17 protein-coding genes are annotated in these 19,061 nt (G+C 45.2%); 13 read left to right on the top strand and 4 right to left on the bottom strand.

Features of this window, described 5'->3' with window-relative positions; all coding sequences use genetic code 11:
* The 6 genes from rsxC (at position 1) to gloA (ending at position 6,375) form a co-directional block, all read left to right on the top strand.
* Positions 1 to 2,730 (top strand): electron transport complex subunit RsxC, encoded by a 2,730-nt coding sequence (gene rsxC / locus M9196_RS07775; protein ID WP_250616965.1) that lies wholly within the window; start codon positions 1 to 3, stop codon positions 2,728 to 2,730.
* Positions 2,730 to 3,776, top strand: a complete 1,047-nt coding sequence (rsxD, locus tag M9196_RS07770; protein ID WP_250616964.1) for an electron transport complex subunit RsxD — start codon at positions 2,730 to 2,732, stop codon at positions 3,774 to 3,776. The genes rsxC and rsxD overlap by 1 nt, the downstream gene beginning before the upstream one ends.
* A gap of 5 nt (positions 3,777 to 3,781) precedes the next feature.
* Positions 3,782 to 4,414: an electron transport complex subunit RsxG gene (gene rsxG / locus M9196_RS07765; protein WP_250617092.1), complete on the top strand. Its 633-nt coding sequence runs from the start codon at positions 3,782 to 3,784 to the stop codon at positions 4,412 to 4,414.
* The gene (locus tag M9196_RS07760) at positions 4,411 to 5,100 is read left to right on the top strand and encodes an electron transport complex subunit E (RefSeq protein ID WP_250616963.1); all 690 of its coding nucleotides are present in this window, start codon (positions 4,411 to 4,413) and stop codon (positions 5,098 to 5,100) included. The genes rsxG and M9196_RS07760 overlap by 4 nt, the downstream gene beginning before the upstream one ends.
* A 147-nt stretch (positions 5,101 to 5,247) precedes the next feature.
* Positions 5,248 to 5,883 carry an endonuclease III gene (gene nth / locus M9196_RS07755; protein WP_250616962.1) on the top strand — a complete coding sequence of 212 codons (636 nt, stop codon included), beginning with the start codon at positions 5,248 to 5,250 and terminating at the stop codon, positions 5,881 to 5,883.
* Positions 5,884 to 5,958: 75 nt separating this feature from the next.
* Positions 5,959 to 6,375 carry a lactoylglutathione lyase gene (gloA, locus tag M9196_RS07750; RefSeq protein ID WP_250616961.1) on the top strand — a complete coding sequence of 139 codons (417 nt, stop codon included), beginning with the start codon at positions 5,959 to 5,961 and terminating at the stop codon, positions 6,373 to 6,375.
* A gap of 127 nt (positions 6,376 to 6,502) precedes the next feature.
* Here gloA and motY read toward each other — a convergent pair whose 3' ends face one another.
* Complete coding sequence (gene motY, locus M9196_RS07745; protein WP_250617091.1) at positions 6,503 to 7,387, bottom strand: flagellar protein MotY; 885 nt, start codon at positions 7,385 to 7,387, stop codon at positions 6,503 to 6,505.
* 342 nt (positions 7,388 to 7,729) lie between these two features.
* Here motY and rnt point away from each other — a divergent pair, with 342 nt between their 5' ends.
* Entirely contained in the window at positions 7,730 to 8,380 is a 651-nt protein-coding gene (gene rnt, locus M9196_RS07740) for a ribonuclease T (RefSeq protein WP_250616960.1), read from the top strand.
* 26 nt (positions 8,381 to 8,406) lie between these two features.
* The gene (locus M9196_RS07735) at positions 8,407 to 9,732 is read left to right on the top strand and encodes a Na+/H+ antiporter family protein (protein WP_250616959.1); all 1,326 of its coding nucleotides are present in this window, start codon (positions 8,407 to 8,409) and stop codon (positions 9,730 to 9,732) included.
* Between the two features lie 151 nt (positions 9,733 to 9,883).
* Here the strand turns inward: M9196_RS07735 and M9196_RS07730 are convergent, their stop codons facing one another.
* Positions 9,884 to 10,219: a Grx4 family monothiol glutaredoxin gene (locus M9196_RS07730; protein WP_250616958.1), complete on the bottom strand. Its 336-nt coding sequence runs from the start codon at positions 10,217 to 10,219 to the stop codon at positions 9,884 to 9,886.
* A 313-nt stretch (positions 10,220 to 10,532) separates the two neighbouring features.
* Between M9196_RS07730 and sodB the strand changes: the two genes are divergently transcribed.
* The 3 genes from sodB (at position 10,533) to M9196_RS07715 (ending at position 12,670) form a co-directional block, all read left to right on the top strand.
* Positions 10,533 to 11,117 carry a superoxide dismutase [Fe] gene (gene sodB, locus M9196_RS07725; protein WP_250616957.1) on the top strand — a complete coding sequence of 195 codons (585 nt, stop codon included), beginning with the start codon at positions 10,533 to 10,535 and terminating at the stop codon, positions 11,115 to 11,117.
* Positions 11,118 to 11,287: 170 nt separating this feature from the next.
* Positions 11,288 to 11,791: a VC2046/SO_2500 family protein gene (locus tag M9196_RS07720; protein ID WP_250616956.1), complete on the top strand. Its 504-nt coding sequence runs from the start codon at positions 11,288 to 11,290 to the stop codon at positions 11,789 to 11,791.
* Positions 11,792 to 11,995: 204 nt separating this feature from the next.
* Entirely contained in the window at positions 11,996 to 12,670 is a 675-nt protein-coding gene (locus tag M9196_RS07715) for an SDR family oxidoreductase (protein WP_250616955.1), read from the top strand.
* Positions 12,671 to 12,857: 187 nt separating this feature from the next.
* Here M9196_RS07715 and adhE read toward each other — a convergent pair whose 3' ends face one another.
* Positions 12,858 to 15,554, bottom strand: coding sequence for a bifunctional acetaldehyde-CoA/alcohol dehydrogenase (gene adhE / locus M9196_RS07710; protein WP_250616954.1), 2,697 nt, complete (start codon positions 15,552 to 15,554; stop codon positions 12,858 to 12,860).
* A gap of 664 nt (positions 15,555 to 16,218) precedes the next feature.
* On the opposite strand from adhE, the gene M9196_RS07705 reads away from it, so the two are divergent.
* On the top strand, positions 16,219 to 16,857 hold the full coding sequence (locus tag M9196_RS07705) for a YchE family NAAT transporter (RefSeq protein ID WP_250616953.1): 639 nt from the start codon (positions 16,219 to 16,221) through the stop codon (positions 16,855 to 16,857).
* 102 nt (positions 16,858 to 16,959) lie between these two features.
* Complete coding sequence (locus tag M9196_RS07700) at positions 16,960 to 17,802, top strand: ion transporter (protein ID WP_250616952.1); 843 nt, start codon at positions 16,960 to 16,962, stop codon at positions 17,800 to 17,802.
* Positions 17,803 to 17,886: 84 nt separating this feature from the next.
* On the opposite strand, the gene asd is transcribed toward M9196_RS07700, so the two are convergent.
* Positions 17,887 to 18,999 (bottom strand): aspartate-semialdehyde dehydrogenase, encoded by a 1,113-nt coding sequence (gene asd, locus M9196_RS07695; protein WP_250616951.1) that lies wholly within the window; start codon positions 18,997 to 18,999, stop codon positions 17,887 to 17,889.
* Positions 19,000 to 19,061: the final 62 nt, after the last annotated feature.

Genomic DNA, 19,061 nt, shown 5'->3' with positions numbered 1-19,061 from the left:
ATGTTGTCACTAATTGAACAAATTCAATCTGGCTCATTATGGGACTTCCCTGGTGGAGTCCATCCAGCTGAAAATAAAAAGCAATCCAACCAGCAGGCCATCTCTCGAGCGGCAATCCCCGCTGAATTGGTTATTCCAATTAAGCAGCACATCGGTAAACCCGGCGACTTGCTCGTTGAAGTAGGCAGTCAGGTCTTGAAAGGTCAACCACTGAGTGAAGTGAATGCGGCGTTTATGCTGCCTGTACACGCGCCGACATCAGGTGAAGTGATTGCAATAGAACCTAGAACCATTGCCCACCCTTCTGGATTGACTGATTTATGCGTCATCATTCAACCCGATGGCCAAGATCAGTGGATTGAGCGTGCGCCGACTGCCGACTATCACTCATCGCAGCCTGAGCAACTTATTGAAACACTCCGCCAGGCGGGCATCTCTGGCATGGGGGGAGCAGGCTTTCCCACAGCAAAGAAAATTCAATCCGGCTTACAAAGAACTGACATACTGATTTTAAACGCCGCCGAGTGTGAACCTTATATCACCGCCGATGACCGACTCATGCAAGACTATGCTGAGGATGTGATTGAAGGCATCCGAATCCTCAAGCATATTTTAAAGCCGAAACTGACTATCATTGGCATTGAGGACAACAAACCGGATGCGATTAAAGCGCTAGAAGTTGCCGCTAAAAGTGATGATATCGTCATTCGCGTGATCCCAACAAAATACCCATCCGGTGGCGAAAAACAATTAATTAAAATACTGACCAATCTCGAAGTTCCGGTTGGTGGTATACCAGCAGATATTGGCCTTTTGGTGCAGAATATTGGCTCAGCGTACGCGATTAAGCGCGCTATCTGCGATGGGGAGCCTCTGTTGGAGCGCGTAGTGACTCTGACCGGAAAAGCCTTTAAACAACCCAAAAATGTTTGGGTTAGAATCGGCACACCGGTACAAGCGCTGCTCGACGAATTTGGCTATAAAGCCGACAAAAAAGCCCCGCGTTTGATTATGGGGGGGCCCATGATGGGATTCACTCTTCCGCACGCAAGTGTACCGGTAACCAAAACATCGAACTGTATCTTAGCGCCAACCTCTCGAGAGATTGACCCACGCCAAGATGAAATGGCGTGTATACGTTGCAGCCAATGTGCGGAAGCCTGCCCAGCCTCACTGTTACCGCAACAGTTACAATGGTATGCAAAATCACAAGAGTTCGATAAATGTGAAGAGCTTAACCTCAAAGACTGTATTGAATGCGGCGCGTGTGCCTTTGTCTGTCCAAGTGAAATCCCACTGGTTCAATACTACCGCCAAGCAAAAGCCGAGATTCGAACTCGAGCTAAAGAAGCCGAAGCCGCAGAGCGAGCAAGAGTGCGGTTTGAAGAACGAAAAGCTCGCTTGGAGCGAGATAAAGCAGAACGAGAAAATCGCTTTAAGAAAGCTGCCGATGATCGTCGTAAACAAATGGCGACCTCAAGTGGTGATGATGCGGTTGCCGCAGCAATTGCAAGAGTAAAAGCACAAAAAGCTCAGCCTAAAAACGACGAAGTAAAACCTGCCGTAGCGGCAGCAATTGCTCGCGCTAAAGCCAAGCAAGCAGCCGCAAAGGCTTCTGATACCGCAGAGCCAGATAACCGTGAAATGGCGAAGTTAAGAGAGGAGCGTAAACGCCTCGCGCGTGAGCGAAAAGCAAACCAATCTGAAGCCGATAATGCGCCACAATCCGATGATAAAAAATCAGCTGTTGCGGATGCTATTGCACGAGCAAAAGCCCGTAAGGCGCAACAGGCATCTGACACTGAAACAAAGCCGTCACTATCAGAACAAACCACCAGCACAGATCCCAAAAAGGCCGCAGTGGCAGCCGCTATTGCTCGTGCAAAAGCACGCAAGACAACTCAAAGTGACAGCGCAGCTGAAAAAGCACCGTCTGAGGTCACTGACAGTGATCCGAAAAAAGCCGCCGTCGCCGCTGCCATTGCTCGCGCTAAAGCGCGTAAAGCGCAGCAATCTGAAAAGACCGTCGAGCCTGTCACGCCAAACGAGACGCTGCCAGATTCTGACAACGTAGAAGCCGTTAGCAGTGATCCTAAAAAAGCCGCCGTCGCCGCTGCCATTGCTCGCGCTAAAGCGCGTAAAGCGCAGCAAGCTGAAAAGACCGTCGAGCCTGTCACGCCTAACGAGACGCTACCAGATTCTGACAACGCAGAAGCCGTTAGCAGTGATCCTAAAAAAGCCGCTGTCGCCGCTGCCATTGCTCGCGCTAAAGCGCGTAAAGCGCAGCAAGCTGAAAAGACCGTCGAGCCTGTCACGCCTAACGAGACGCTGCCAGATCATGACAACGCAGAAGCCGTTAGCAGTGACCCTAAAAAAGCCGCTGTCGCCGCTGCCATTGCTCGCGCCAAAGCGCGTAAAGCGCAGCAAACGGAAAAGACTGTCGAGCCTGTCACGCCAAACGAGACGCTGCCAGATTCTGACAACGCAGAAGCCGTTAGCAGTGACCCTAAAAAAGCCGCCGTCGCCGCTGCCATTGCTCGCGCTAAAGCGCGTAAAGCGCAGCAAGCTGAAAAGACCATAGAACCAATCGCGCCAAACGAGACGCTGCCAGATCCTGACAACGCAGAAGCCGTTAGCAGTGACCCTAAAAAAGCCGCTGTTGCCGCTGCAATTGCTCGTGCAAAAGCACGTAAGATTAAAAATGAACAACAAGATAAGGAGAACAACTAGTGGCGTTCTTTATTGCTAGCTCTCCACATGCGCACAATCGCAAACGTACCCCCGACCTAATGAAAGGCGTGGCACTTTGTGCGTTACCAGGCTTACTGACCCAAAGCTACTTCTTTGGCTGGGGTACTATCATCCAACTGTGTTTAGCCCTTTTCGTTGGCTTAACGCTTGAAGCATTGGTAATGCTACTTCGTAAACGCTCTCCAAAACGAGCGCTTACCGATTACAGTGCTTTCGTCACTGCGTGGTTATTAGCGATTGCAATCCCGCCAATGTCACCATGGTGGGTGGTCGTTATCGGTTTAATTTTTGCTATTGTAATCGCGAAGCACCTTTATGGCGGATTGGGACAAAACCCATTTAATCCTGCGATGGTCGCTTATGTCGTATTGCTTATTTCATTTCCCGTCGAAATGACCAGCTGGATTACCCCCCTCTCGCTAAGTGGAGAATCAATCACCTTCCTAGATACGTTTTCGCTGATCTTTACCGGCTTTGATGTAGACGGCTACTCACTACAACAAATTAGAACTGGGATTGATGGCATTACAATGGCAACGCCACTGGATGCATTAAAAACTGGCTTCAAAAATGGGTACACCGCGACGGAAATTTTTCAGCAACCGATCTTTTCTGGCTTAGGGGGGATCGGTTGGGAGTGGGTGAACCTGGCGTATCTGGCTGGCGGGCTTGTGCTGCTTAAGCTACGCATTATTCAATGGCACATCCCCGTTGCCTTCCTCGGTGCATTGGTAATAATTAGTGGCTTATTTGCTCTGGTCTTTCCGGGTGAATCCGCCTCACCGTTACTGCACTTATTATCCGGCGCAACAATGCTTGGGGCATTTTTTATTGCCACGGATCCAGTTTCAGCGTCTACGACGGTCAAGGGAAGATTAATATTCGGTGCTTTTATTGGCATGATGGTCTTTGTGATACGTACTTGGGGTGGTTTTCCAGATGGCGTCGCATTCGCGGTACTTCTTGCCAACATGTGCGTGCCGCTGATTGATTACTACACCAAACCTAGAACTTACGGACATTAATGACTATGTTAAATTCGATTCGTAAAAATGGGCTAATACTTGCAATCTTCGCTTGCGCCTCTACCGGTGTCGTCGCATTGACGCAATATCTCACAAAAGATCAAATCTTAGCGCAAGAGCGAGCGCAATTGCAGGCAACGTTAAATGAGGTTATTCCACATGATCTTCACGACAACGAGCTCTATGCTTCTTGTACGCTAGTAAGCGATCCCTTGCTTGGTAGTGACGCAGCTCAGCCACTTTATATCGCGACCAAAGCAGGTGTCCCTACCGCAATGGCCATCGAAAGCGTCGCGCCGGACGGCTATAATGGTGCCATTCGTATTATTGTTGGCGTTGATACTAACGGGATCATTTTGGGTTCTCGAGTCTTGGCGCATCAAGAAACCCCAGGACTTGGTGATAAAATTGATTTAAGAATCACTGATTGGATATTGGGTTTCGCTGGAAAGCAAGTCACCCAAGATAATGAGTCCGAGTGGGCTGTACGTAAAGATGGCGGACAATTTGATTCCTTTACCGGTGCGACGATTACGCCACGAGCGGTGGTCAAAGCGATAAAAAACACTGTCAGTTTTGTCCATTCCAACCAAGCGCGTCTATTAAAGCAACCACTAAACTGTGGAGGTGAATCATGAGCACATCAAAACAACTCGCCAAAAATGGCTTATGGGATAACAACCCGGCTTTAGTTCAACTGCTAGGACTCTGTCCCTTACTAGCGGTCTCTTCGACCATCACTAACGCGCTTGGTTTAGGACTGGCTACACTTGCGGTACTGGTCGGCTCTAACGTCACTGTCTCGCTCATCCGTGATTACGTACCAAAAGAAGTCAGAATCCCTGTTTTTGTCATGATTATCGCGGCGCTCGTTACCTGTGTGCAACTCCTCATGAATGCCTATGCGTATGGCTTGTATTTGTCTCTTGGTATCTTTATCCCGTTGATCGTAACCAATTGCATCATCATTGGGCGCGCCGAAGCTTTTGCGTCAAAAAATGAAGTACTGCCAGCTGCGCTCGATGGGTTATGGATGGGGCTCGGCATGACAGCTGTTCTTGTTGTTTTAGGCGCAATGCGCGAAATTATAGGTAATGGTACCTTGTTTGACGGCGCCGACTTACTACTGGGTGACTGGGCGTTAGCGCTTCGAATTCAACTATTCCAATTCGATAGCCAATTCTTGCTCGCCCTGCTTCCACCGGGCGCCTTCATCGGCGTTGGTTTTCTCATTGCCCTTAAAAACGTCATCGATCGTAAAATAGCAATGCGTCAACCGACACAAGAAAAGCCAACGATTGAACGAGCAAGAGTCACCAATTAATCGCGCCTAATAATGCCCCAGTTTTGGGGCATTATTGTAAAGACTATAGATATAATTCAGCGTATATGTATGATTCAAAACATATGTATAATTCAAAATATAGATAGCACAGAGCGTTTATTCACCGGAAGAAAAAGTTAGCAAGTCATGAACAATATAAAAAGAAGAGAAATCCTAGAAAGGCTTCGAGAGAATAACCCTAAACCTGAAACAGAACTCAACTGGAGTAGTCCATTTGAGTTATTGATTGCAGTGCTTCTGTCAGCACAAGCCACCGACGTCAGCGTCAATAAAGCAACAGACAAGCTCTACCCTATCGCCAATACACCAGAAGCGATCTTGGCTTTAGGTGTCGACGGCGTAAAAGAGTACATAAAGACGATTGGCTTATTTAATTCAAAAGCTGAAAACGTCATTAAAACCTGCCGCATATTGATTGAACAGCACGGCAGTGTGGTTCCTGAAAACCGAGAAGCCCTAGAAGCTCTACCGGGGGTTGGGCGAAAAACGGCTAACGTGGTACTCAACACCGCTTTCGGCTGGCCTACTATCGCCGTTGATACCCATATTTACCGCGTATCGAATCGCACCAAGTTAGCGATGGGCAAGACGGTTGATGACGTCGAAACCAAACTATTAAAAGTCGTACCGAAAGAATTCAAACTAGACGTTCACCACTGGTTAATTCTACACGGTCGCTATACCTGTGTAGCTAGAAAGCCACGTTGCGGCAGCTGCATCATCGAAGATTTATGTGAGTTTAAAGAAAAAACCGACGTATAGGCCAAGCAATATTACTCGTCACCGTGTTTATACACACGAGTATTGGCTATGCAAAGACAATTAAGGAGCAATGTCATGTCAAACGGTCGTATTTTACATACCATGCTACGCGTGGGAGATCTGGATAAATCTATTTCATTCTACAGCGATGTGATCGGAATGAATCTACTGCGTAAAAATGAAAATACCGAGTATAAATACACACTCGCATTTTTAGGCTTTGGTGATGAATCAGAAGGTGCAGTTATTGAGCTCACTTACAACTGGGGTGTGACTGAGTACGATCTAGGCTCTGCTTATGGACACATTGCCATTGGTGTCGATGATATCTATTCAACGTGTGATGCCATTAAAGCAGCAGGTGGCAATGTCACTCGTGAGCCAGGGCCGGTCAAGGGTGGCACAACTCAGATCGCATTTGTAAAAGATCCTGATGGCTACATGATTGAGCTTATTCAAAACAAGCAAGCAAGTGCTGGCTTAGAAGGTTAATTAACTTAGCCGCTCTGATCTTTAAGCTGTTAGCTATCAACTATTAACAAAAAGGCGCACTTCTCAGTGCGCCTTCTTTTTTCCATACTGTACATCACATACAATTCACTGCGCGAAACAGCGACGATTAGACGTTCGTTCGGCCAAAAGAAATGACGACTCGCTGGTTTTTTGCTTTACCAATTGGCGATGAATTATCGGCAATTGGGCGGCGTTTACCATAACCTTGAACTTGGATTCGGTCCTTGGGTAAGCCAAGCGACTGGAAATAATCTTGCAGTATTGTGGCACGCTTGTCCGACAAACTCTGACTCTCACTCTTTGTTTCCGATGCGTCCGTATACGTAGACACTAGAACCAAATCGATGTTTTGGTTATATCGAACGTATTCAGCAATTTGTTGCAACCGGTGTTGAGATGTTTTGTTTAGCTGCTCACTATTGGCATCATAATGCAGGATCGTAAACGAGATATCTTCGAAACTATACGGCAATAGGTTGGCGATACAGTCACTAAATACATTGTACTTAGCTTGAAACAGCACGGAGGACAATGACACTTCGATACGTTCATCGCGGCTTTGCCAGTCTTGATAACTAAACGTCGGATAGCGCCCTTTCTCTAGTTCGCTAAGTAAACTCCACGCGGCTTGCCCACCCACATAGCCATTAAACTGTCGGAAAAACTGCAAATTAGAAATTCGATCTGCGCTATCACCTGGGCGCCATGGTGGTGGCAGAGAAACCAAGCTAACATTTCGGGTTTGTCCCATTGAACGTAACATTTTGAGTTCAAAGTCGAGATTCATTTTCTTACCCGCTTTAGCGGTGAACTGCGCGTCTCCAAAATTAGGGATCGGGTGCACCAACTGGCATTCCAGTGGGGTGTTCATCACCATTTCCCATTGAGATTGAGTCGGCGTGGCCACGTAGCGCTTTTCGATTGCCGCTTCAACCTGAGGCGCCAGCAAGCAAGATAACAATGGCAAGGTGAATAAGGCTTTTAATTTCATAAAGATAAATAACTCGACTCTTACAACACAGCGGCATGTGATTGCCGCTATCTTGTCTATTAATTCTAACTCCAGTTTACTTTGCAAAAATCTAGCCAGTTTCATTGGTACTACGCCTAAGTAACAAACGCTGGTTGGTTTCCGTACAATCAACACATTTTTATCGTCTTGATATGCGCACATTAGCACTAACTAAATATACATAATGAGCGTTAGCATGACAGTTGACGAATAGATTCAATAAATAGTCACTAATATTGGCTAAATTAAATGCAGTAGCAGGTATGTTATAGGCGAAGAATCTGCAATAATGCAACCTTCGTCACCATTGATAAATCTAAAATGACTGTAGAAAACGAAGCTCTCACCTTAAAAAAGCGATTCCGTGGCTATTTTCCTGTAGTTGTCGATGTAGAGACGGCTGGATTTAACGCCAAGACCGATGCTTTACTCGAAATCTGTGCCATCACATTAAAAATGGACGATGCCGGGGATCTTGTCCCTGCGAGTGTTTTGCACTATCACATTGAACCATTCGAAGGCGCCAATCTAGAAAAAGAAGCGTTAGACTTTATTGGTATTCGTGACCCTTTTAGCCCACTTCGAGGTGCTGTTTCAGAGCAAGAAGCGCTAAAAGAAATCTACAAAGTCATTCGTAAAGAACAGAAGCAGCATGATTGTAGCCGTGCCATCATGGTCGCGCACAATGCTAACTTCGACCATAGTTTTGTCAGTGCTGCGAATGAACGTTCAAAATTGAAACGTGTCCCATTCCATCCTTTTGCAACGTTTGATACCGCTACTCTAAGCGGTCTTGCCTTCGGCCAAACCGTTTTGGCAAAAGCTTGTAAAACAGCAGGGATGGAATTCGATAATAAAGAAGCCCATTCGGCACTCTACGATACTCAGAAAACCGCTGAGCTATTTTGCCGGATCGTTAATAAGTGGAAAGCCCTAGGTGGCTGGCCACTCACTGACGATGATTCACAATAATACAAACACAACTTTTAGAGCTTAATATGAATCCTGTTGTTATTTCCGTTTGCATCATGCTGCTGCTAGCACTAATGCGCGTCAACGTTGTCGTTGCGTTGACCTTTAGTGCCATTGTTGGCGGTGTCGTTTCTGGTATGTCACTCACTGACGCTGTCAGCGCATTTGAAGGCGGTTTAGGTGGCGGTGCCACTATCGCACTTAGCTACGCCATGCTTGGTACCTTTGCTGTTGCTATCTCAAAATCAGGGGTAACTGATCTATTGGCGCAAAGCGTCATCAAAAGAATCCATGGTAAAGAAAATGCGGCTTCCGCTACTGGCTTAAAGTATGCGGTCCTCATTGCCCTTATTTTGGTAACCGTGTCATCGCAAAATATCGTCCCTGTACACATCGCCTTCATTCCAATTTTGATTCCACCTCTATTGGGCGTGTTTGCTAAAATGAAACTTGACCGCCGCTTAGTGGCTTGTGTGTTAACTTTTGGACTGGTCACGCCATACATGATCCTACCTGTTGGCTTTGGTGGCATCTTTTTAAACAATATTCTTTTAAAGAATTTGCACGACAATGGACTTGAGTCAATCACTGCCGCTCAAGTTCCGATGGCGATGGTTCTTCCTGCCGTTGGCATGATGACTGGTTTGCTTGCCGCAGTATTCTTTAGCTATCGTAAGCCTCGCCAATATCAAGAGACTGAACTGACTCATGTTGACCCAGAACCGACTCATATTAACAAGAAAAACATCTATGTTGCGTTAGTTGGTATTGTCATGGCACTCGCCGTACAGCTTACCTCTGGCTCAATGATTATTGGTGCGCTTGCTGGCTTCATGGTGTTTACCTTTGGTGGTGTGATTGCTTGGAAAGAGACACACGACGTGTTTACAAAAGGCGTTCACATGATGGCAATGATCGGCTTTATTATGATTGCTGCGGCAGGCTTTGCTGCAGTGATGAAGCAAACCGGTGGCGTGGAGTCTCTGGTCGAGGCGTTATCAACGAGTATTGGTGATAATAAACCACTCGCTGCACTTCTGATGCTCATTGTGGGACTACTCGTCACTATGGGTATTGGTTCTTCATTCTCAACCATTCCAATCCTCGCCACAATTTATGTTCCATTGGCACTCGCATTTGGCTTTTCACCAATGGCAACCGTAGCGCTTGTCGGCACCGCTGCAGCACTCGGTGATGCAGGCTCGCCAGCCTCTGACTCAACGTTGGGTCCAACGTCTGGTCTAAATGCTGATGGTCAGCATGAGCATATTTGGGAAACGGTTGTCCCTACATTTATTCACTACAACATTCCACTTATCATCTTTGGATGGATTGCGGCAATGGTGCTGTAAAGATACTATGTGTGGTGTGCTCTAACGATAGAGGGCGCCATATTCAATAGAAATAAATGTCATAAAAAAGGCTTGGTCAATAACCAAGCCTTTTTACTATTTATCTTAAACATATTACCTTAAACATATTACGCTTAAGACAAAAAACAGATTATTCTGCTTCACCAGCGTTGCGTGCTGCTGCTTCTTTGATCAAAGGTTGAAGTTCACCTTTCTGGAACATTTCCATGATGATGTCACAGCCACCAATCAGCTCACCTTCAACCCATAATTGTGGGAAAGTCGGCCATTGTGCATAGCTTGGCAATTCTGCGCGAATATCTGGGTTTTGTAGAATATCAACATATGCAAACTTCTCACCACAGCCCATTAGTGCTTGTGATGCTTGTGAAGAAAAACCACAGCTTGGTAGTTTTGGCGAGCCCTTCATGTAAAGAAGGATCGTGTTTTCTTCAATTTGCTGTTTGATTTTATCGATAGTTTCCATTGCTTCCTCGAAATACTAGTACTGCGGATGTGTTCACATTCTAGCGAATCGGCGCAGAATAAAAAGCACAATAATTATAAGGTTATAATGACGTTCACAATTCGTGACGTTATCAAGCTCGTTTTGGTATTAAAGGTGCGTTGGGTATCTGGCAGACACAAATGCAATGCAAGAAAATCGGACATAACTCTTTTAATAAAGTAAAAACTTGCTAAAATAACCAACAGTCAGTCAACACATTGACTCATATATAAAATAAATTGGAAGCAATCATAGGGTTAGCCCCTTATTTCACTCAATGGAGAAGCGAGCAATGGCATTCGAACTACCAGCACTACCGTACGCGAAAGACGCGCTACAACCACATATCTCAGAAGAGACTCTGGAATATCACTACGGTAAGCACCACAACACTTACGTTGTTAAGCTTAACGGCCTTGTTCCTGGTACTGAGTTTGAAGGCAAAACACTAGAAGAAGTTGTTAAGACATCTACTGGCGGTATCTTCAACAACGCTGCACAGATCTGGAACCACACATTCTACTGGCACTGTCTTGCTCCAAATGCAGGTGGCGAACCAACTGGCGCTGTTGCAGACGCAATCAATGCTGCGTTCGGTTCTTTTGAAGAATTCAAAGCAAAGTTCACTGATTCAGCGATCAACAACTTCGGTTCTTCATGGACATGGTTAGTGAAAAAAGCAGATGGCACACTAGATATCGTTAATACATCTAACGCTGCTACACCGCTTACTGAAGACGGCGTAACACCTCTATTGACGGTTGACTTGTGGGAGCACGCTTACTACATCGACTACCGCAATGTGCGTCCTGATTACATGAATGGTTTCTGGGCTCTGGTAAACTGGTCTTTCGTTGAGAAGAACCTAGCTCAATAATCTGACATCGATAGTGAGTAGTATTAACCGCTAATACTATACGACTAAAGATATTAAGCCTGCTCACGCAGGCTTTTTTTGTATTCACGTAAGAAAACACTCACTTGCGCAAGAAAGCACTAAAGTGAACCCTCGACTTGCCGATAACTCTATTGACCATCGAGGATACTATGCAAATTCATACGTTAGACAAAGCACACTTAATCAACGAACTACAATGTGGTACATCACTTAGCCGTGCTGTGGTCCAAGGTAGACGTGCAGATTTTGCCTTGTTACTTTCTATGCTGAGCAGTGACTCTCGAGAAACATCCGTTATGGAAGAGATTGACTCTTCCACCACTGATGAAGCGCTATTGAAGAAAAGATTTGATGTCCCTACTGCACAAAAGCTAACAGGGAGCCTAGATGACTATGACAACTCAGCGGCCATTGCACATCAATTTCATCAAGGCGGTCTCGCCAGTGCTAAACTTCACCATTATAGCTCTCCAGAGCCCCTAAGCTTTCAACCAACACATACCCAGGGTTTGTCAGAAGACGTCTATCAAAACCTATCTGGGCACACTCGAAGACAACTAGGCAATGGTAAGCCTAATCCTCAGCAAGTCGATGTACTTTATAACAAGCTCTCTACCGCCTACCGTAAAGATCAAATCTCCGTTCGCCTGTAAAGTCTTAGTGAATACGATTATTGGCTGCAACAATCAACATTCATGCACTACGCAATGTGATTTGCTGCAAATTTAACCAAATCAATCTTCATGCATATAGAAAATCTTGACGATATTCACAACTAATGCACAGTTTGTATACCAAGTTATTACATCACTGACGTAGCCTTTTTAGGTTGCCCGAAACCAATTTTCGGAGATTCTATGATAATCAAAGACTCGGTAGTGCTGATTACCTCTGCTGGAACTACGCTAGGCGCCATGTTAGCGATCCATTTTGCTCGTTTAGGAGCCCGTGTCTTTTTGTGTGACACTAATGCTTCCAAACTGCAAAACACCTATGCCCGCTGCAAAGATATGACGCATCAAGTCGAAAAGATTCAAATTAGTGACATTTCTATACCTAGTATCGAATGTCTATTTGATGTGGTTGAACAAAAATCGGGGCAAGTACCTGATGTACTCGTCAATCATTGGCTTTCACTACCGAGGCAATCTTTAACCGATACCCTTTCAGGGCGGCAGTTCATTACGCAGTTCTCGTTACTGGCATCCAGTTTATTCATGTTTGGGCAAGTTGCCGCGGAAAGAATGTCTCAGGGACAGTCTGGCGTCATTGTGAATGTCGTCGCTCAAGAACCTAATCAAAACCTAAGTGATTTAGACAATACTATGTCCATGGTGTCTGGATTTACTAAAAGCTGGGCGAAAGAACTTGAACCTCATAATGTGCGCGTTGGTGGCGTCATTCCCATGAAGAGCCACAACTTTAATATTTCCGGGCATTGGGCGGAGATACAAGACGAGCTGACCCGTACAACAGAATACATAGTCACCAATGATTACTTCAGCGGCCGAGTTGTCAGTACAGAGGCCTAACCAGTAGAGTAATGTGGCAATAGTACCAAGGCAATAGTATCAAGGTAGTAGTATCAAGGCTGTCGTATTTAAAAGACGCCTTCCATTGATAAAAAAGCCCCCTCTTCTTTCGAAGAGGGGGCTTAATCTTTTCCCGATCTTGCTTATTTTGATGCAGTATCCGTGCTAGCGAAAACTACGTTCGAAATTAAGCTTTTTGCTTTTTCGCTTTTGCCGCAGGTTTAGCTGCAGGCTGGTCTTCTGTTTTCTTAATAACAGTCGTACCTTCGAATGTTTCGCCTTCAACAAATGCTTTACCGTAGTAAGAAGCCGTTAGTACTTCTTTCAACTCACTGATTAGTGGGTAACGTGGGTTAGCACCTGTACATTGGTCATCGAACGCTTCAACAGACAGTTGATCCAGTTTCGCTAGGAAATCCGCTTCTGGAACACCAGCAGCTTGGATTGATAGCGGGATATCTAGAGCAATTTTCAGTTCTTCCAACCATGCTAGTAGACGTTCAATCTTCTGAGCAGTACGGTCACCAACTTGGCTTAGACCTAGGTGGTCGGCAACTTCAGCGTAACGACGACGAGCTTGTGGGCTTGCGTACTGAGAGAATGCTGTTTGCTTCGTTGGGTTATCGTTCGCGTTGTAACGTACAACGTTTGAGATAAGCAGCGCGTTAGCAAGACCGTGTGGTACGTGGAACTCTGCACCCACTTTGTGAGCCATTGAGTGACACACACCTAGGAAAGCATTCGCAAACGCGATACCAGCGATAGTTGCCGCGTTGTGTACTTTCTCACGAGCGATTGGGTCTGCTGCGCCGTTTGCGTAGCTTGATGGTAGGTACTCTTTAAGCATCTTAAGTGCTTGAAGCGCTTGACCATCTGAGTATTCGTTCGCTAGAACAGAAACGTAAGCTTCTAGAGCGTGAGTCACTGCATCGTAACCACCAAATGCTGTTAGAGACTTAGGCATGTTCATCACTAGGTTGGCATCAACGATAGCCATGTTTGGCGTTAGCTCGTAGTCCGCTAGCGGGTACTTAGCACCTGTTTTGTCGTCAGTTACAACGGCAAATGGCGTTACTTCAGAACCTGTACCAGATGTTGTTGTGATACATACTAGTTCAGCTTTCTCACCCATTTTAGGGAACTTGTAGATACGTTTACGGATGTCCATAAAGCGCATTGCTAGCTCTTCGAAGTGAGTTTCTGGGTGCTCGTACATTACCCACATGATCTTCGCCGCATCCATTGGAGAACCGCCACCTAGTGCTAGGATAACGTCAGGTTGGAAGCTCTTCATTGCTTCAGCACCTTTCTCAACAACAGACAGTGTTGGATCCGCTTCTACATCAAAGAAAGTTTGAACTTCAATGCCTTGAGCTTTAAGTAGCTTAACGATTTCATCTGCGTAGCCGTTGTTAAATAGGAAACGGTCAGTCACTAGGAATGCACGCTTCTTACCTTCTAGATCGCTCATTGCGATTGGAAGGCTACCACGACGGAAGTAGATTGACTTAGGTAGTTTGTGCCACAACATATTTTCAGCTCGCTTCGCTACAGTTTTCTTGTTGATAAGGTGCTTAGGACCTACGTTCTCAGAGATAGAGTTACCACCCCATGAACCACAACCAAGAGTCAGAGAAGGCGCGACGTTAAAGTTGTAAAGGTCACCGATACCGCCGTGAGTCGTTGGGATGTTTACAAGAATACGTGCAGTCTTCATCTTGTCACCGAAGTAACGAATACGGTCTGCGTTAGTGTCTTGGTTAGTATAAAGACCAGATGTGTGGCCGATACCGCCAATTTCTACCATTGTTACGGCTTGCTCAACTGCGTTCTCGAAAGAAGACGCACGGAACATACCTAGAGTTGGAGACAGTTTTTCATGAGCGAATTCGTCATCGTAAGATACTTCGCCAATGCCTTCACCCACAAGAATCTTAGTATCTGCAGGCACTTTAACACCAGCCATTTCAGCGATAGCCGTTGCAGGTTGACCTACGATTTTCGCGTTTAGGTTACCGTCGATGAGCAAGACTTTACGAACTTTGTCTGCATCTGCTTTGCTTAATACGTGAGCTTTGTGAGTAGCAAAACGCTCTTTCACTTCGTCATAGACTTCGTCCATAACGATAACAGCTTGCTCAGAAGCACAAACTACACCGTTATCAAATGTCTTAGACATAAGAACAGAAGCAACAGCACGCTTGATATCAGCTGTTTCGTCGATAACAACAGGAACGTTACCAGCACCAACACCGATTGCTGGCTTACCAGAAGAGTAAGCAGCTTTAACCATGCCTGGACCACCAGTAGCAAGGATAAGTGCAATACCATCGTGCTTCATTAGCGCATTAGAAAGCTCAACAGAAGGTTGGTCGATCCAACCAATGATGTCTTTTGGTGCGCCTGCCGCTACTGCTGCATCAAGAACAAGTTTTGCTGCGTCGTTCGTTGAGTTTTTAGCGCGTGGGTGTGGTGAGAAGATGATGCCGTTACGAGTCTTCAAAGAGATAAGAGATTTGAAGATTGCTGTTGACGTTGGGTTCGTTGTTGGAACGATACCACAGATGATGCCAACAGGTTCAGCGATAGTCATTGTGCCGAATTCTTCGTTTTCTTCAAGAATGCCACACGTCTTTTCATCTTTGTACTTGTTGTAGATAAACTCAGAGGCAAAGTGGTTTTTAATTACTTTGTCTTCAACAATACCCATGCCAGACTCTGCTACAGCTTGTTGCGCTAGCGGGATACGCGCTTGGTTCGCCGCTAATGATGCAGCACGAAAGATCGCATCAACTTTCTCTTGAGAGTAAGTTGCGAACTCTTTTTGCGCGGCTTCAACACGTGCTACTAGAGCATCTAGTTCCGCTAAATTAGTTACAGGCATAATGAATCTCCTAAAAATAAAAAATAAAAAACTAAAAACTTTTTAGTAAGTTAGCTGCTCAAACTAATGAATTACCCATTGGCAGTTCAACTCTACTTAGTAAATTGCTTTCATGGCTGAGTATAATATTTCGCGACGTGAAAAAAATTGACTCAGATCAGTTCTGAAAAGTAATTTACCCACTTAGTAGTAACCATTAAGTGTAATAGCCAGTAACTTACTGTTTTTAAACAAATAAAACCCTAAAAACAGAGCGATTAAAAAAGTAGCAATCAAACAGTTTTTTAAAAAAATCTTCATAAAAATGTAAAAAAGTTTCATTTTCGTACGATTTCATCAAGTAAACCACCGAATCCGTGCTACAAATAGTATATACACACAAGGCAACTCATCCATAAGATATTAGAGTTTTATTAAAATCTGAGTATCTGTTAACACTTCGCGCACACTTTCTTTATCTGCCCCCATAAAAATAGACATAACTCTTCATAATCCGTCATAACTTATACGTAAGAAAAATGAATGCGACTCTTGGCATTTTTTTTATGCGATCCGTTAGTATTTTTCATTCGCCAAAAAGCCGTGGTTGACGTACATTAGCGCGTGCTGAGTTGGTGCTGAGTCAAGCGCTAGGTTTAAACCTCTTTCCTCGAAGAACATCCACATGAATAACATCGAATTTGCTATCTACTTACAGTTTTTCCTTGGTCTGGTTGCTGCGGTTAACCCTGTTGGCATCATGCCTATTTTCGTCTCTCTATCAGGACACATGTCCCCGGAGGAGAAAAATAAAACCGCCGCAACGGCAAATATTGCTGTCGCGATTATCCTCATTGTTTCCCTGCTTGCAGGGCAAGTACTACTGGACATGTTCAGCATTTCATTAGATTCATTTCGAGTCGCTGGCGGTCTGTTATTACTTAGCATTGCATTTTCGATGATGTCGGGAAAATTAGGCGAAGATAAGCAGAACAAACAAGAAAAGTCAGAATATATTAGTAAAGAGCAAATTGGCGTGGTGCCACTGGCGATGCCATTGATGGCGGGCCCTGGTGCCATTAGCTCGACGATTGTTTATGGATCTCGCTATCCCAACATGTTAGAGACGATAGGCATTATTATTACCATTGCACTATTTGCACTGTGTTCATGGTTATTGTTTCGTTCAGCGCCTTTGATTGTTCGTTTCTTAGGACAAACGGGTATCAACGTCATTACTCGTATCATGGGTCTTATCCTTGGCGCACTCGGCATTGAGTTCATGGCAAACGGGCTGCGCGCCCTATTCCCTGGGTTAGCATGATTGAGGTGGCTCGCTAATCGCGTCTGATTAGTGAGCCAAATACCTTTTATCGTTAGAGCGGTATATAATAGTAGGTAATCTTTTCAGCCTGTTACATTGCTAATGACCGACCATAGATTCAAACATAAGCTTTACATCATCATATTTGGTACGCACACTAAAGCGGGTTGGGCATTTGATGTCGCACTGATCATCGCTATTTTGATGTCTCTTACCGTACTAGTCGTGCACTCCCTTCCTAATGTCGCGGTAGAGTGGGGAGAAACATTAGAAAAACTAGAGTATGCCTTCACTGCACTTTTTACGATTGAGTACCTACTAAGACTCTATTGTTCCCCGAAACCCAAAGCTTATGCCAAAAGCTTTTATGGTGTGGTTGACCTCCTGTCAATATTACCTACGTATCTTGCGTTACTATTCCCAAGCGCTTCCTTCATGGGCGTACTGCGTTTACTTCGTGTGATGCGAATTTTCAGAGTCCTGAAGCTGGTTCGCTACCTCAAAGATTCCAATATCTTATTGCGTTCTCTTTTGATGGCGAAACGAAAGATATTGGTCTTTTTTAGCTGTGTCGCCATCCTGGTCACCATTTTTGGATCGTTGATTTTCGTCATTGAAGGACCTGAAAACGGTTTTACTAGCATACCGCAAAGTATCTATTGGGCTATTGTGACTATCACTACTGTCGGTTATGGCGATTTAGTGCCCGCCACCCCATTAGGTAAAGCCATTGCATCACTCACCATGCTGCTCGGCTATTCGATTCTCGCCGTTCCAACTGGCATTATTACCGCGGAGCTTAATAACGAAATGCATGCACATAGAAATCTCGTTAAATGCCCTAACTGTTCCCATTCGGGTCATGAAAGTGACGCACTGTACTGCAAACATTGCGGCAGTGAACTTGCCGAGCCCGAGAAAAGGATCATCAACCCTGACGAGTAATTGACAGCGTTTCTTTTTAAATAATGACCATAAAAAAAGCGCCTTACGGCGCTTTTAATCTATGAGTAGTGTGTAGCAAGGAAATTATCGTTGCGACAAAATGATACGCAGCGTACGTCTTAGAGGCTCAGCAGCACCCCACAACAGTTGATCACCCACTGTGAAAGCGTTTAAGAAATCGTTACCCATTGCCATTTTACGAAGACGACCAACAGGGATAGCCATCGTTCCTGTTACTTTTGCCGGCGTTAGCTCTTGAGCCGTAATATCGCGCTCGTTAGGAATGACTTTAACCCAATCATTATGAGTCGCGATAATCTCTTCAATTTCATCCATTGGGACATCTTGCTTGAGTTTAATCGTCAGGGCTTGTGCGTGACAGCGCATCGCGCCTATCCTTACACACGTGCCATCGATCGCGACAGGGTTATCTTGAAAACCTAAGATTTTGTTCGCTTCAACACCGGCTTTCCATTCTTCTTTACTTTGTCCATTTTCGCGTTTCACATCAATCCATGGAATTAATGAACCAGCAAGTGGCACACCAAACTGTTCGGTTGGGAAAGAAGAAGAACGGATAGTGTCAGCAACTTTACGATCAATATCTAGAATTGAACTCGCAGGGTTTGCCAGTTCTGAAGTCACCGCGTCATTCACCACACCCATTTGGCCAATCAGCTCACGCATGTTCTTTGCGCCAGCGCCAGAAGCCGCTTGATAAGTCATGGCACTGGTCCACTCAACCAGTCCTTTCTCAAACAGGCCACCAAGACCCAGTAACATTAGGCTTACCGTGCAGTTACCACCAACGAAGGTATTTAAACCTTTGTGGATGCCTTCTTGAATTTGTGTCAAGTTAACTGGATCTAGAGTGATAATAGAGTCACTCTCCATGCGAAGCGTTGAAGCGGCGTCTATCCAGTAGCCCTTCCAACCCGCTTGCTTAAGCGCAGGGTATACTTTTTCAGTGTAGCTGCCACCTTGGCAGGTAATGATAGCGTCTAGCTGCTTGAGGCTATCAATATTGAAGGCATCTTGAAGTAGTCCCGCATCTTTACCAAAATTAGGCGCAGGGATACCAATTTGAGAAGTGCTGTAAAATACGGGTTCGATTACATCAAAGTCTTTTTCTTCGACCATGCGTTGCATCAATACCGACCCAACCATGCCACGCCAACCGACTAAACCAACTCTCATCCAATTACTCTCCATGTGATATTTAAAATGCTTCCCCCATCTATAAAATTTTCGAGACAAGA

The organism is Vibrio methylphosphonaticus, from assembly GCF_023634655.1.
Lineage (GTDB): Bacteria > Pseudomonadota > Gammaproteobacteria > Enterobacterales > Vibrionaceae > Vibrio > Vibrio methylphosphonaticus.
This window is presented reverse-complemented; position numbering and strand designations above follow the sequence as displayed.

Excerpts from the sequence above, each read along its gene's own strand:
- adhE (WP_250616954.1), bottom strand. The coding sequence starts at position 15,554 with ATGCCTGTAACTAATTTAGCGGAACTAGATGCTCTAGTAGCACGTGTT.
- asd (WP_250616951.1), bottom strand. The coding sequence starts at position 18,999 with ATGAGAGTTGGTTTAGTCGGTTGGCGTGGCATGGTTGGGTCGGTATTG.
- M9196_RS07715 (WP_250616955.1), top strand. The coding sequence starts at position 11,996 with ATGATAATCAAAGACTCGGTAGTGCTGATTACCTCTGCTGGAACTACG.
- rsxC (WP_250616965.1), top strand. The coding sequence starts at position 1 with ATGTTGTCACTAATTGAACAAATTCAATCTGGCTCATTATGGGACTTC.
- M9196_RS07735 (WP_250616959.1), top strand. The coding sequence starts at position 8,407 with ATGAATCCTGTTGTTATTTCCGTTTGCATCATGCTGCTGCTAGCACTA.
- rsxG (WP_250617092.1), top strand. The coding sequence starts at position 3,782 with ATGTTAAATTCGATTCGTAAAAATGGGCTAATACTTGCAATCTTCGCT.
- M9196_RS07700 (WP_250616952.1), top strand. The coding sequence starts at position 16,960 with ATGACCGACCATAGATTCAAACATAAGCTTTACATCATCATATTTGGT.
- gloA (WP_250616961.1), top strand. The coding sequence starts at position 5,959 with ATGTCAAACGGTCGTATTTTACATACCATGCTACGCGTGGGAGATCTG.
- motY (WP_250617091.1), bottom strand. The coding sequence starts at position 7,387 with ATGAAATTAAAAGCCTTATTCACCTTGCCATTGTTATCTTGCTTGCTG.
- rnt (WP_250616960.1), top strand. The coding sequence starts at position 7,730 with ATGACTGTAGAAAACGAAGCTCTCACCTTAAAAAAGCGATTCCGTGGC.
- sodB (WP_250616957.1), top strand. The coding sequence starts at position 10,533 with ATGGCATTCGAACTACCAGCACTACCGTACGCGAAAGACGCGCTACAA.
- M9196_RS07720 (WP_250616956.1), top strand. The coding sequence starts at position 11,288 with ATGCAAATTCATACGTTAGACAAAGCACACTTAATCAACGAACTACAA.
- M9196_RS07730 (WP_250616958.1), bottom strand. The coding sequence starts at position 10,219 with ATGGAAACTATCGATAAAATCAAACAGCAAATTGAAGAAAACACGATC.
- M9196_RS07705 (WP_250616953.1), top strand. The coding sequence starts at position 16,219 with ATGAATAACATCGAATTTGCTATCTACTTACAGTTTTTCCTTGGTCTG.
- nth (WP_250616962.1), top strand. The coding sequence starts at position 5,248 with ATGAACAATATAAAAAGAAGAGAAATCCTAGAAAGGCTTCGAGAGAAT.
- M9196_RS07760 (WP_250616963.1), top strand. The coding sequence starts at position 4,411 with ATGAGCACATCAAAACAACTCGCCAAAAATGGCTTATGGGATAACAAC.